The sequence below is a fragment of the Pseudomonas sp. GL_103 genome, from assembly GCF_057835175.1.
Genome location: NZ_CM174420.1, coordinates 197,600 through 211,404 on the forward strand (window position 1 = coordinate 197,600; position 13,805 = coordinate 211,404).

Here is a 13,805-nt window from a genome sequence, read left to right on the forward strand (position 1 = left end):
CCTTCTGCGACTATCCAGGGATGGCCGCAGGAGGCAGTTGCCTCAGTTGCCGGTGATCAGGACGCAGGTTTGCGCTTTGCAGCCCTTGCCGCTGCTCAGTGAAACGAACCTGATGGCCGCTTCGGGCGTGGAAGTGGAAAGGGTGAGGGTTGCGTCTTTGAAATCCTGGGTCTGAAAGCGTTCATCCGGCAATACGACACCTTTCCATTTTCCCTGGAAGACGTTGATCGGGTAGCTGGTCTTGTTTCTGATCTCGAGCTCAATCGCTCCCGTGTCCTTGGGGGTGGCCGCAAAAATCGAGAGTGGCGCCAGTAACAGCGCCATGCAGATCAATGGCCGGGTAGTGAATGTCATGGGTACTCATCCTGAGTTGATTGATTGATTGGTGTGGGTACATCGCTTGTCGTTCTAAAACGGGCGGTGGCGCTTTAGCAATGTTGCGGTTGTAAGGGGGCATGTGCGTTTGCCGAAAGCGGCCAAAAAGCATGCCTGCCGAGAATATTTTCCATGCCTTGTAAGCATGTGGTTGCGGGCCTCTGGCCAGACGCCTTGCGGAATAAGGCGTGCAGCCATTCGAGCATTTCAGTTATTCGTTTTAGTTCTATTTTTAACTTTAAAAATTACTTTATGGGATAAGCGTGCCGACCAATGATTCACCCAGCGACCTGTCGTGTGGGGGATGTTGAGCACGATGTTTCGCTAATCCGCAAAGAGACCGCAGGGAGTTAAACAATGGGCAATGTCCAGACCGCCATCGGTGCACATGAAGTGCTGTGGCGCCAGGCACCCGGTGGTGAGTTGGTCGACCTCGGCCGACCGCACCGGGTGCCCTTGGGCCAGTTGCGTTTGCAGCGTGCGCCCAAAGACGTCCTTCGCCGACGGGAAGCGATCGTGCTGGGCGTGCTGGCGTTGCTGGTGCATGGCGCGGTGATCTATTGGTTCAATCAGCAACCGACCGCCGTGCTGCCCATCGTGCCACCGCAGATTCCGCCGATGACCATCGAGTTCTCGCGTCCGGCGCCACCGGTGGTCGAGCCTCCGCCTCCGCAACCGGTGCAGCCAGTGGTTGAGCCGCCACCGCCCGTGGAAGACGAGTTGGCAGTAAAACCTCCGCCACCTAAACCAGTTCCGAAGCCAAAGCCCGTGGCTAAACCGCTACCGAAACCGGCACCAAAAGCGGTTGAGCAACCACCCGCGCCAGCGAAACCGACAGCGCCTGTCGCCGCCCCGGCACCACCTGCACCCCCGGCGCCCGCGCCTGTGACACCGGCCTCGGCCACCGCCGGTTACTTGAAAAACCCGGCGCCGGAATACCCGTCGCTGGCCCAGCGTCGCGGCTGGGAAGGCACGGTGTTGTTGCGTGTGCATGTGCTGGCCAGCGGCAAGCCCGGCGAGATCCAGCTCCAGAAAAGCAGCGGTCGCGATGCACTGGACGAAGCCGCGCTGAACGCGGTGAAACGCTGGAGTTTCGTGCCGGCCAAGCAGGGTGATGTCGCCCGGGACGGCTGGGTCAGCGTGCCCATCGATTTCAAGATTCATTAAACCGAAACCAAATTCGCGCGAAACGTTTACACGAGGAATACACCATGACGTTACTGGCATCTCCACTTGAATCCATCGAAAGCGCGGTGATCTGGCTGCTGGTGGTTTTCTCCGTCGCGACCTGGGGTCTGGCATTGCTCAAGGGCGTGCAGTTCGCTCGCCTCAAGGCACAGGATCGAAAGTTTCATCAACAGTTCTGGGCCGCGTCGAGCCTCGACTCGGCGGCCGAACTGAGCGAAACCAGGCCCGGAGCGGCAGCCCGGGTTGCACAGGCCGGTTATGCGGCAATCCAGGTGGGTGAGGCGCCGCAGGCGGCGGACTTGAGCCAGGCGATCAATCATCAGGATCGTCTGGAGCGTGCCTTGCGTCAGCAGATCGTACGCGAGCGCCGGTCACTGGAAACCGGGCTGGCGGTGGTCGCGAGCATTGGCAGCACCTCGCCGTTCATTGGTTTGTTCGGCACGGTGTGGGGAATCATGGAAGCGTTGAAAGGCATCAGCGCGGCGGGCTCGGCAAGCCTTGAAACGGTTGCCGGACCGATTGGCGCGGCACTGGTCGCCACCGGCGTGGGGATCGCCGTCGCGGTGCCGGCGGTGCTGGTTTACAACTATTTTTTGCGTCGTTTGAAACTGACGGCGGCGGACCTGGATGACTTCGCCCACGACTTCTACAGCCTGGCGCAGAAGAGTTCGTTCCGTGTGCTGATCCACCCGACGGCGCACAAGGCGGCAGCCCAAGGCAATGCGCAGAAAGTGAAGGAGGCGTCCTGACATGGCCTTCTCCACGCAAGACACCGATGAGGTGCTCAGCGAGATCAATGTGACGCCGCTGGTGGATGTGATGCTGGTGTTGCTGGTGGTGTTCATCGTCACCGCACCTCTGCTGACCAACGCCATTCCGATCAACCTGCCCAAGACCGAAGCGGTGGCGCCGGTGGAGCAGAAAGACCCGCTGGTGGTGAGCATCGACGGCGCCGGCAAACTGTTTATCAACAAGGACGAGATACAACCGGACTTGCTGGAGTTCAACCTCAAGTCGGCGAAGGCCAAGGACCCCGAGGTGCGCGTGCAGTTGCAGGCGGACGATGGGGTGAATTACGGCGAAGTGGCGCGGGCCATGGCGTCGATCGAACGGGCAGGGATTACCAAGTTGTCGGTGATTACTGCGCGTTAACAGATTTTCGTTTTCCGGGGCCGTCTCCTTGGCAGGGTGCGGCCCTTTTTTTATTCCCGAAACAGAATTGACCCCTGTAGGAGCTGCCGCAGGCTGCGATCTTTTGACCTTGCATTTTTAAAATCAAAAGATCGCAGCCTGCGGCAGCTCCTACAGAGATGGTTGTATATTCTATATAGGTCTTAATAAATATCTTCTTATTCCTTAACGAATATAAATCCTCTCCCTATACTCGACCGGGAACAGACACGCAGCAGGAGAGCTCCCCCATGCGCAACGAATCAATTCGCTACCTGATTGTGCCGGGCTGGCAAGGATCGCCAGAAGATCATTGGCAAAGCCACTGGCAGAACAGCCTGCCGAACAGCGCACGGGTGGAGCAGGCCGACTGGCTGACGCCGCGCCGTGAAGACTGGGTCGCGGCGCTGGCCGAGGCGATTGCGGCCGACAGCACGCCGGTGATTCTCATTGCCCACAGCCTGGGTTGCATCACCGTCGCCCATTGGGCCGCGAGCGCCTCCGTGCAGTTTCTGCGTCAAGTGCGCGGCGCCTTGCTCGTCGCGCCGGCCGATGTCGAACGCCCGGCCTGCGCGCCGGCTTTGCGCAACTTCGCGCCGATTCCGACGGATCTGCTGCCATTCCCCAGCCAGATCGTCAGCTCCGACAACGATAGCGCCGTCAGTGCACCGCGAGCCCTGGAACTGGCGCGCCACTGGGGCGCCGAGGCGGGGATTCTGGCGGGGGCAGGGCATATCAACGTGAAGTCGGGTCACCAGCGTTGGGAGCAGGGTTTTGCCTATCTCTATCGCCTGCAAAACCGCATGGAACACCACGCCCTGCGCCGCGCTTGAACACTTTCTTTATTTAACGCCCCCGTCTCCCGGCGGTTTTGGGCGGGAGTCTGCCATGAGCTTTGAAACCTTCGGCCAGCCGCTGCTGACCTTTCCCGATGCTGAAAAAAGTCCCCTGAGCATCCGCGCCAAGGCGCTGGTGTTTGTCGATCCACGTTCACGGCAATTACGTGAAGACCTTGAGCAACTGGCCACGCGTTCAGTGTCAGTGCTGATCCGTGGCGAAACCGGCACCGGCAAGGAGTTGCTGGCCCGCCATATCCACCGCGCCAGTGATCGCGGTGGGTTATTCGTGTCGGTCAACTGCGGGGCCATCAGCCCGACCTACGCCGACGCCGAGTTGTTTGGCTATGCGGCGGGCAGCTACAGCGGCTCGGCGAGCAGCCGCGCCGGGTGGTTCGGCTCAGCCAATGGCGGCACGCTGTACCTGGACGAGATCGGCGACCTGCCGCTGCCGATCCAGACCAAATTGCTCGCCGCGCTGGAAAACCACGAAGTCACCCGCGTCGGCGCCCATCAGCCGAGCCCGGTGGATGTGCGTCTGGTGGCGGCCACCAGCATCGATCTGGCCCAGGCGGTTGCCGCCGGAAAATTCCATGAACGGCTCTATCACTATCTCAGCGAAGGCCAGCTCGAACTGCCGGCACTGCGCGAACGCACGGGTGACATCCTGTCGCTGGCCGAATACTTCCTCGGGATCTACAGCCAGCGCCTCGACTTGCCAGTGCCGCTGATCAGCGAAGCGGCGCAGCTTGTGCTGGAACGCCACAGTTGGCCGGGCAATACCCGGGAGCTGGAAAACATCATTCACTTTGCGCTGCTGGTGAGTACGGGCGACGAGATTTTGCCGGAACATTTGAACCTGCCCGAGGCGTTGGTTTCTTTGGGGCAAATTGAGCAGCAAATAAAGTATGTCTTTTCCAACGGTACGCCTGAGGAGCGCCAGGCACTGAAGCAATTGCTGCTTACGACCGGGCTTTTGTAGGAGCTGCCGCAGGCTGCGATCTTTTGATTTCCGGCGGCCTCAATGCCATCAAAGTCAAAAGATCGCAGCCTGCGGCAGCTCCTACGTGAACAAAATGGAATATGAAGCTGAATAAACGTTATTGTTCGGGAATAAAAAATCCCGGTATTGTCCGCTTCACGCCAGCGATAGCACTTCACTGGCACTCTCATATTCAAGCCGTCGCCACAAGCGACTGTGATTTTCGATAAGGACACTGCATGAAAAAGGTTCTGTTGTTCACTGCACTGGCGGCTGCCCTGACCACGGGCCTGGCCCAGGCTGGCGAGAAACTGGTGGTTGCCGCGACCCCGGTGCCACACGCCGAGATTCTCGAGCTGATCAAGCCAACCCTCGCCAAAGAAGGCGTGGACCTGGAAATCAAAGTCTTCACCGACTACGTTCAACCGAACGTGCAGGTCGACCAGAAGCGTCTGGATGCCAACTACTTCCAGACCCTGCCGTACCTGAAGAGCTTCAACGAAGGCAAAGGCACTCACCTGGAAACCGTGATCGGTGTTCACGTTGAGCCTTTCGGTGGCTACTCGAAGAAAGTCAAAAGCCTGGCTGAGCTCAAAGACGGCGCGACCATTGCCATCCCGAACGAAGGCAGCAACAGCGGCCGTGCCCTGATCCTGCTGCAGAAGGCTGGCCTGATCGAGTTGAAAGACCCGAAAAACGCCGTGTCGACCCCGAAAGACATTGCCAAGAACCCGCACAACTTCAAGTTCAAGGAACTCGAATCGGCCATGTTGCCGCGCGTGCTGGATCAGGTCGACCTGGACATGATCAACACCAACTACGCGCTGGAAGCGGGCCTGAACCCGGCGAAAGACGCGCTGATCATTGAAGGTGCCGATTCGCCTTACGTGAACTACCTGGTGGCCCGTCCGGACAACAAGGACAGCGTTGCCATCCAGAAACTGGCCAAGGCCCTGACCAGCCCGGAAGTGAAAGCATTCATCGAGAAGAAGTACAGCGGCGCGGTACTGCCGGCGTTCTGATTCGCGAAGCAAACCCCTTCTAGGTTTCAAACGCCGACGGCTGATTTAGCGTCGGCGTTTTTTATGGGCGATGGATTGCTCAGGCCGGCTTGGCCTTCAAGGCCCTGCGCAACGCCATCAAGAGTTTCAGAATGTCCTGCGGATCCAGCCGTTGCGGCGCTTGTACGTCTGCCATGTTCTCGTCCTTGTGAGGTTTTGGCCGGGAGTCTGGCCAATAGTGGTTCGTCCTTGGAGCGGCGTTTCGAAAAAAAGATCCTTCCTGTGGCGTAATGGAAAGTAGCTGTCCTCTCTTGTCTGGGCAAACCCGGGCGACAGTTTTCTCCCGGCACTAACAGTTCTGCTAGGTGCCGGCGCATTCAAGCGGGTGCAAACTGGCTCCCTCGCCGGGAGTAGACCCTCATGAGCGTATTGACTCGCCCCCTCAATCGCTACCGCTATGATGCCCTGGACCGGCTGGTCGAACTGGAGCCGCTGGAGCTGGAAAAGCTGACCCGTTTTTACCGTGGCGAGCATCTGGTGACGCAACTGAAAGGTCAGGATGGGCACTGTGTGCTTCAACACGACAGGCAACTGCTGGCAGTGCAATCGATTGACGGCACCGGCCGCAACAGCCAGTTGCTGATCACCGATCAGCAACGTTCGGTTTTGCAGATGGCCGGACCTGACGGAGTTGTGCGTCAGGTCTACGCGCCCTACGGTCATCGGCGGGTCGAGAGTGGTCCCGGCGGTTTGCTGGGGTTCACCGGCGAAGCGGTCGATCCGGCCACCGGCCATTATCTGCTGGGTAACGGGCATCGGGCGTTCAACCCGGTGCTGATGCGCTTTAACAGCCCGGACAGCCTGAGTCCGTTTGGGCGGGGTGGGTTGAATCCGTATGCGTATTGTTTAGGCGATCCGGTGAATTTCAGTGATCCGACGGGGCGGTTTACCGGGTTGATCACGAGCCTGTTCAGCGTGGCCAATGCTCGAATCGCCATGTCGCCTGCCATTCCCTTCAAGTTGGCCAGGGATGCTTTGCAATCGGGCGCAGCAGGCCGGTTACCCTACAAATACACCCTCGGTGCAGCAGGCTCGACTGTGGCGGGAGTGGCGACGATGGCTTCAGCGCTGACGGGTGTTGCCACTGCCGTTGCGGTTATCACCGGGGACTCTGAGTCAGCTAAAACTCTCGGGTTTATTGCATTAGGATTAACCGGGCTTACGGTGGTATCGAGAGCGACAGCTTACTGGGCTGCGCGTGATCCCAAGACCATCCCTGCTTTGAAGAGTTTTGTAGAGAACAAGGGGCGAGTCGTCACAACGGGTGAGATATTGCCAGCCTCACCCTTGGCATCGGCGCCACCTATGTCGCCTTCCTTTTTTTCCCCTGACCCGGCCCTGCCCTCGGCGCCGTTCCTAACACCACCAACAACACCAGGCATATTCAGATCAGGCCCCCAGAAGCTAGCTGGCAAGCGATCCTATGATGAAATGCTTGAAGTGGGGGCTAACCGGCCAATTCTGGTGGCCAAGCGTCAGCGGTCGCAGCTCAATCCGAACAAAAAAATTCGACGGACCTGAGTGGGCCACCTCAAAATCTCACTCCGGCCAATACCACGCCGGCTCATCCAGCATCCGCTGCCCGACAATCCCGGTCTGCCCGAGATTCTTTTCCAGCACGATGCAATTGCACTCCGGGTCCTCCTGCAACGCCGAAATCAAGCGCCGGGCATGGGACACCACCCACACCTGGCAATGTTCTGAAGCGCGGATGATCAAGCGCGCCAGCGCCGGCAGCAGGTCCGGGTGCAGGCTGGTTTCCGGTTCGTTCAATACCATCAATGCCGGCGGGCGTGGTGTCAGCAGCGCCGCGACCAGCAGCAGGTAACGCAAGGTTCCGTCCGACAGCTCAGCGGCCGACAGCGGCCGCAACAAACCTTCCTGAAAGAACTCGATGGCGAAGCGCCCGCCGGGCAGAGGTTCGATGTTCAGTCGTGCGCCGGGGAAGGCGTCGCTGATCGCCGCCCGCAAAGCCTCGGGGTCGCCAATTTCGATGATCGTCTGCAAGGCCGCCGCCAGGTCGCGTCCGTCGTGGTGCAGCACCGGCGTGCGGGTGCCCAGTTGCGGTTGCCGCGCCGGGGCGTCGGCATCGCTGCGAAAGTGATCGTAGAAGCGCCAGCGGCGGATGAACTCGCGCATCTCCAGCACTTCCGGCGAACTGCGCAGGCTACCGACCTGATCGAACAGGCTGTCGAAAGTCGGCGTGTGTTGCGCCAATACATCCCACTTGCGATCGGCGCGGGCGCGGATCATCGGGCCGTCACGATCGACCAGCAGACTGGCCGGGCGATAGAACGCTCCGGCCCACAGGCATTCGCGCTTGATCTGCGGGTCGAGGCTGAAATAAGACGGTATTGGCGAGCTGCGCCCGGGCAGCATGAAATGGCCATTGGAATCGGGCAGGCCGAGGCTGATCGAGTAGCCGAAGTCCTCTCCCGCAAACCCCAGACGCAGGCGTTTGACGCCCTGGCGCACGGTGGGTTCGATGGCGACTTCGCCGGTGCGCATGCGCCGGGAGAGGGTTTCCGGGCCGGCCCAGAAGGTTGAATCCAGGCCTCCTTCACGGGCCAGGGCATTGACCACGCCGCCGTGGGCGGTTTCCGCCAGCAGGCGCAGCGCGCGGTACAGGTTGGATTTGCCGCTGCCGTTGGGGCCAGTGATCAGATTCAGCCGGCCCAGCGGGATCACCAGTTTGTTGATCGAGCGGTAATTGGCCACCGCGAGAGTTTTGAGCATGTGGGTTCCTGAGGCGGGATCGACCGGGGCTCATTGTCAGGCATGCGCAGGCGTCTATGGCAAGTGTTTGAGGGCCAAAATGGTGCGGTTTTTTTCTTCATAAGACGCTCGTGCAAGGTTTAGATCCTGTTCTAAGCTCTCTGTCGTGTTGTACATGAAAAAGGCCAAGGAGTTTGCATGGTGGTTCCCGGATTGAAAGTAGTAATGGCCTTGAGTGTCGTCACCCTGCTGACGGCTTGCGACGAGAAAAAGCCCGTGCAGGAATACCTGCCACGGGTGTTCGTGCAAGTCGTCAAGCCGGCGGATTACGCGGCCTCGGTTACCCTCACCGGTGATATCCAGGCACGGATACAGACGGAGCTGTCTTTTCGTGTGGGTGGCAAGATCATCCAGCGTTCGGTTGATGTCGGTGATCGAGTGACAGCCAAGCAAGTGCTGGCCCGGCTCGACCCGAAGGATTTGCAGACCAATGTCGATTCGGCCCAGGCGCAAGTCGTCGCCGAACAGGCGCGGGTGACTCAAAGTGCAGCGGCGTTCGTGCGTCAGCAAAAATTGCTGCCCAAGGGCTACACCAGCCAGAGCGAATACGACTCGGCCCAGGCAGCCTTGCACAGTAGTCAGAGTGCCTTGAGCGCCGCCCAGGCGCAGCTGGCCAATGCCAAGGATCAGTTGAGCTATACGGCGCTGATCGCCGATGCGCCGGGGATCATTACCGAGCGTCAGGCAGAGGTTGGCCAGGTGGTGCAGGCGACCATGCCGGTCTTCAGCCTGGCCCGTGACGGCGACCGGGATGCGGTGTTCAACGTCTATGAATCACTGCTGGCCGAGAAGCCGAAAGATCAAACCATCGTCCTCAGTCTGCTCGACAACCCGGCGATCAAGACCACCGGCACCGTGCGCGAAGTCACCCCCTCGGTGTCGGCGCAATCCGGCACCGTGCAGGTCAAGGTCGGCCTCGACAAACTGCCCGACGGCATGCAGTTGGGCTCGGTGGTGAGTGCCACGGCCAGGGGATCGGGCAAGTCGGTCATCGAGTTGCCGTGGTCGGCGCTGACCAAAAACATCAGTGTCCCCGCTGTCTGGATTGTCGACGACAAGGGCAAGGCCCAATTGCATTCGGTTACGGTCAGCCGCTACCTGACCGGCAAGGTCATCATCAGCGACGGGTTGAAGGACGGGGACAAAGTCATCATCGCGGGCGGACAACTCTTGCACCCGGACATGGAAGTCGAGATTGCCGAAAACACTTACAAGGATCTGACGTGGGGAGCCAAGCCATGAAGCCTTTATGGGCGTTGTCCATCGGGCTGGTGCTGAGCGCCTGTTCCGAAAGCGAACCGCCGCCGGCGCCGGTACGGCCTGTGCTGTCGATCAAGGTCCAGACCTTGAACGAAGAGGACCTGGGCCGCTTCGCCGGCAGCATCCAGGCGCGTTATGAAACCGATACCGGCTTCCGTGTGGGCGGGCGAATCGCCAGCCGTAACGTCGATGTCGGCACCGAGGTGGAGAAGGGTACGCTGCTTGCCACCCTCGATCCTTCCGACCAGCAGAACCAATTGCGCTCGGCCCAGGGCGATCTGTCGAAAATCCAGGCGCAACTGATCAACGCCAAGGCCACGGCCCAGCGTCAGCAAGCCTTGTTTGACCGTGGGGTCGGTGCGCAAGCGCAACTCGACGAGGCCAACACGGACCTGAAAACCACCCAGGCCTCACTCGATCAGGCCCGGGCGGCCGTCAACCAGAGCAAGGACCAACTGGGCTACACCGAGCTGCGCGCCGACCATAAAGCCGTGGTCACCCAGTGGAGTGCCGAGGCCGGGCAAGTGGTGTCGGCCGGTCAGCAAGTGGTGACCCTGGCGCAACCGGACGTCAAGGAAGCGGTGATCGACCTGCCGGATACCCTGGTCGATCAACTGCCCAGCGATGTGGTGTTCCTGGTCGCTGCGCAACTGGATCCGAGCATCAACAGCACCGCCATCATCCGCGAAATCGAACCCAAGGCTCAAAGCGCAACACGCACCCGTCGCGCCCGCCTGACCCTGGCCGAAACGCCGCCCGGCTTTCGCTTGGGAACGGCCATCAGCGTCACCCTGAGTTCGGCGATCAAGCCGCGCATCGAGTTGCCGGTCACCGCGCTGCAGGAGGTCGATGGCAAGCCACGCATCTGGGTGATCGATGCACAGAGTAAAACCGTCTCCCCCCGTGACATCACCGTGATCAGCCGTACCGACAGCACCGTGGTGCTGGCTGGCGGCGTGAAGAACGGCGAGCGGGTGGTCAGTGCCGGTGTGAACAGCCTCAAACCGGGGCAACAAGTGAAAATCGACGAGGACAGTCAATGAAAGGGCCTTTCAACCTCTCGGAATGGGCCCTCAAGCATCAGTCGTTCATCTGGTATCTGATGTTCGTCGCATTGCTGATGGGTGTGTTCTCGTACTTCAACCTGGGGCGCGAAGAAGACCCTTCGTTCACCATCAAAACCATGGTGATCCAGAGCAAATGGCCGGGGGCGACCCAGGAGGAAACCCTCAAGCAGATCACCGACCGGATCGAGAAGAAGCTCGAAGAACTCGACTCCCTCGACTACGTGAAAAGCTACACGCGCCCCGGTGAGTCCACGGTGTACGTGTACCTGCGCGACACCACCAGTGCCAAGGACATCCCGGAGATCTGGTACCAGGTACGCAAGAAGATCAACGACATCAAGTACCAGTTCCCGCAAGGCATTCAGGGGCCGTCGTTCAACGACGAGTTCGGTGACGTCTTCGGCTCGATCTACGCCTTCACCGCCGACGGCCTGACCCTGCGTCAGTTGCGCGACTACGTGGAACAGGCGCGCATGGAAATTCGCGGCGTGCCGGGGCTGGGCAAGATCGAAATGGTCGGCCAGCAGGATGAAGTGCTGTACCTGAACTTCTCCACACGCAAACTCGCAGCGCTGGGCATCGATGAGCGTCAGGTGGTGCAAAGCCTGCAATCTCAGAACGCCGTGACCCCGGCGGGTGTCATCGAGGCCGGGCCGGAGCGGATTTCGGTGCGCACTTCAGGGAAGTTCGCTTCGGAGAAAGACCTGGCCGAGGTCAACCTCAAGCTCAACGACCGCTACTATCGTCTGGCCGACATTGCCGAAATCAGTCGCGGCTATGTCGATCCGGCCTCGCCGGAATTTCGCTACAACGGCAAACAGGCCATCGGCCTGGCGATCGCCATGCAGACGGGTGGCAACGTCCAGGCATTCGGCAAGGCTTTGCACACCCGTATCGACCAGTTGACCGCCGACCTGCCGGTGGGTGTCGGCATTTACAACGTCTCCGACCAGGCCGTGGTGGTGGAAGAGGCCGTCGGCGGCTTTACCAGTGCCTTGTTCGAAGCCGTGGTGATCGTGCTGCTGGTCAGCTTCGTCAGCCTTGGCGTGCGCGCCGGGCTGGTGGTGGCATGCTCGATCCCGTTGGTACTGGCGATGGTGTTCGTGTTCATGGAATACAGCGGCATCACCATGCAGCGGATTTCCCTCGGTGCACTGATCATCGCCCTCGGCCTGCTGGTGGACGATGCGATGATCACTGTGGAAATGATGGTCACGCGCCTGGAAATGGGCGAGACCAAGGAACAGGCGGCGACCTTCGCCTACACCTCCACGGCATTCCCGATGCTCACCGGTACGCTGGTAACGGTGGCGGGTTTCGTGCCGATCGGCTTGAACGCCAGCTCCGCCGGTGAGTACACCTACACCCTGTTTGCGGTGATCGCCTGCGCGATGCTGGTGTCATGGGTGGTGGCGGTGCTGTTTGCGCCGGTGATCGGCGTGCACATTCTCAGCACCAAGGTGAAACCCCATGAAGGCGAACCCGGGCGCATCGGCAAGGCGTTCAATGGCGGGCTGCTGTGGTGCATGCGCAATCGCTGGTGGGCCATAGGCATCACCGTGCTGTGCTTTGTACTGGCGGTGTTCAGCATGCGTTTTGTGCAGAACCAGTTCTTCCCGTCCTCGGACCGCCCGGAAATCCTGGTCGACCTGAACCTGCCGCAAAACGCCTCGCTCGACGAAACCCGCCGGGCCGTCGATCGTCTCGAAGCCACGCTCAAGGACGATCCGGACATCGTGCGCTGGAGCACCTACATCGGTCAGGGCGCGATCCGTTTCTACCTGCCACTGGATCAACAACTGCAAAACCCGTTCTACGCGCAGTTGGTGATCGTCAGCAAAGGCCATACCCGTGAAGCCATGATGCAGAAGCTTCGCGAGCGCTTGCGCAACGACTTCGTCGGCATCGGTGGTTATGTCCAGGCACTGGAAATGGGCCCGCCGGTAGGGCGTCCGATCCAGTACCGGGTCAGCGGCAAAGACATCGATCAGGTGCGCCGGCATGCCATCGACCTGGCCACGGAGCTGGACAAGAACCCGCACATTGGCGAGATCATCTACGACTGGAACGAGCCGGGCAAAGTCCTGCGCATCGACATCGCCCAGGACAAGGCGCGGCAGTTGGGGCTGTCTTCCGAGGATGTGGCCAACCTGATGAACGGCATCGTCAGCGGCCAGACGGTGACCCAGGTCGATGACGACATTTACCTGATCAACGTGGTCGGTCGCGCGGTGGATTCCGAACGCGGTACGCCGGAAACCCTGCAGAACCTGCAAATCGTCACGCCTAGTGGCACGTCGATTCCGCTGCTGGCGTTCGCCACGGTGCGCTACGAACTGGAGCAGCCGTTGGTATGGCGTAGGGATCGCTTGCCGACCATCACCATCAAGGCGGCGATCCGTGACGAGATCCAGCCGACGGACCTGGTGAAAATCCTCAAGCCGTCCATCGACGCTTTTGCTGCCAAACTGCCGGCGGGCTACAAGGTCGCCACCGGTGGTACGGTGGAGGAAAGCGGCAAGGCCCAGGGGCCGATTGCCAAGGTTGTGCCGCTGATGCTGTTCATGATGGCGACCTTCCTGATGATCCAGCTGCACAGCGTGCAGAAGCTGTTCCTGGTGGCCAGTGTCGCGCCGCTGGGGCTGATCGGCGTGGTGATCGCGCTGGTGCCGACGGGCACGCCTATGGGCTTCGTGGCGATCCTCGGGATTCTGGCGTTGATCGGTATCATCATCCGTAACTCGGTGATCCTGGTGACCCAGATCGAAGAGTACGAGCAGAAGGGCTACGCGCCGTGGGATGCGGTGGTGCAGGCCACCGAACATCGACGTCGGCCGATCCTGCTGACCGCTGCGGCGGCGAGCATGGGGATGATCCCGATTGCCCGGGAAGTGTTCTGGGGGCCGATGGCCTACGCGATGATCGGCGGGATCGTTATCGCCACCTTGCTGACGCTGCTGTTTTTGCCGGCGCTGTATGTGGCCTGGTACAAGATTCGCGAGCCGAAGAAAGAGGCGCAGTAAAGGCGAGCGCTTCGCGCTCATCGCGAGCAAGCTCGCTCCCACAGGTTGACCGAGTTCAACTGTGGGAG

Annotated in this window: 12 protein-coding genes; 10 read left to right on the plus strand and 2 right to left on the minus strand. The window is 60.4% G+C overall.

Translation table 11 applies throughout. The annotated features are described in order from the left end of the window. Nucleotides 1–42 precede the first annotated feature (42 nt). Nucleotides 43–354: a hypothetical protein gene (locus AC3IP0_RS00910; RefSeq protein ID WP_223444210.1), complete on the minus strand. Its 312-nt coding sequence runs from the start codon at nucleotides 352–354 to the stop codon at nucleotides 43–45. Nucleotides 355–732: 378 nt separating this feature from the next. Here AC3IP0_RS00910 and AC3IP0_RS00915 point away from each other — a divergent pair, with 378 nt between their 5' ends. The 7 genes from AC3IP0_RS00915 (at nucleotide 733) to AC3IP0_RS00945 (ending at nucleotide 7,133) form a co-directional block, all read left to right on the plus strand. Beyond that, nucleotides 733–1,542, plus strand: coding sequence for an energy transducer TonB (locus AC3IP0_RS00915; RefSeq protein WP_489317893.1), 810 nt, complete (start codon nucleotides 733–735; stop codon nucleotides 1,540–1,542). Between the two features lie 44 nt (nucleotides 1,543–1,586). Next, nucleotides 1,587–2,312 (plus strand): MotA/TolQ/ExbB proton channel family protein, encoded by a 726-nt coding sequence (locus AC3IP0_RS00920; RefSeq protein WP_150716117.1) that lies wholly within the window; start codon nucleotides 1,587–1,589, stop codon nucleotides 2,310–2,312. 1 nt (nucleotide 2,313) lies between these two features. Continuing rightward, nucleotides 2,314–2,715 (plus strand): ExbD/TolR family protein, encoded by a 402-nt coding sequence (locus AC3IP0_RS00925; RefSeq protein ID WP_007972930.1) that lies wholly within the window; start codon nucleotides 2,314–2,316, stop codon nucleotides 2,713–2,715. Nucleotides 2,716–2,984: 269 nt separating this feature from the next. After that, complete coding sequence (locus tag AC3IP0_RS00930) at nucleotides 2,985–3,566, plus strand: alpha/beta hydrolase (protein WP_489317894.1); 582 nt, start codon at nucleotides 2,985–2,987, stop codon at nucleotides 3,564–3,566. A gap of 55 nt (nucleotides 3,567–3,621) precedes the next feature. Then, the gene (locus tag AC3IP0_RS00935; protein ID WP_489317895.1) at nucleotides 3,622–4,551 is read left to right on the plus strand and encodes a sigma 54-interacting transcriptional regulator; all 930 of its coding nucleotides are present in this window, start codon (nucleotides 3,622–3,624) and stop codon (nucleotides 4,549–4,551) included. A gap of 239 nt (nucleotides 4,552–4,790) precedes the next feature. Beyond that, entirely contained in the window at nucleotides 4,791–5,573 is a 783-nt protein-coding gene (locus tag AC3IP0_RS00940; protein ID WP_489317896.1) for a MetQ/NlpA family ABC transporter substrate-binding protein, read from the plus strand. A 399-nt stretch (nucleotides 5,574–5,972) separates the two neighbouring features. Then, a complete protein-coding gene (locus AC3IP0_RS00945) occupies nucleotides 5,973–7,133 on the plus strand; it encodes an RHS repeat-associated core domain-containing protein (RefSeq protein WP_489326457.1) in 1,161 nt (386 codons plus the stop codon). A gap of 18 nt (nucleotides 7,134–7,151) precedes the next feature. Here AC3IP0_RS00945 and AC3IP0_RS00950 read toward each other — a convergent pair whose 3' ends face one another. Further along, nucleotides 7,152–8,348, minus strand: coding sequence for an AAA family ATPase (locus AC3IP0_RS00950; RefSeq protein ID WP_489326459.1), 1,197 nt, complete (start codon nucleotides 8,346–8,348; stop codon nucleotides 7,152–7,154). A 177-nt stretch (nucleotides 8,349–8,525) separates the two neighbouring features. Between AC3IP0_RS00950 and AC3IP0_RS00955 the strand changes: the two genes are divergently transcribed. From AC3IP0_RS00955 to AC3IP0_RS00965, 3 genes are read left to right on the plus strand one after another with little or no spacing between them, the layout of a single operon-like run. Further along, nucleotides 8,526–9,629, plus strand: coding sequence for an efflux RND transporter periplasmic adaptor subunit (locus AC3IP0_RS00955; RefSeq protein ID WP_489317899.1), 1,104 nt, complete (start codon nucleotides 8,526–8,528; stop codon nucleotides 9,627–9,629). Continuing rightward, the gene (locus AC3IP0_RS00960) at nucleotides 9,626–10,690 is read left to right on the plus strand and encodes an efflux RND transporter periplasmic adaptor subunit (protein ID WP_489326460.1); all 1,065 of its coding nucleotides are present in this window, start codon (nucleotides 9,626–9,628) and stop codon (nucleotides 10,688–10,690) included. The genes AC3IP0_RS00955 and AC3IP0_RS00960 overlap by 4 nt, the downstream gene beginning before the upstream one ends. After that, on the plus strand, nucleotides 10,687–13,737 hold the full coding sequence (locus AC3IP0_RS00965) for an efflux RND transporter permease subunit (protein ID WP_489326462.1): 3,051 nt from the start codon (nucleotides 10,687–10,689) through the stop codon (nucleotides 13,735–13,737). The genes AC3IP0_RS00960 and AC3IP0_RS00965 overlap by 4 nt, the downstream gene beginning before the upstream one ends. Nucleotides 13,738–13,805 lie beyond the last annotated feature (68 nt).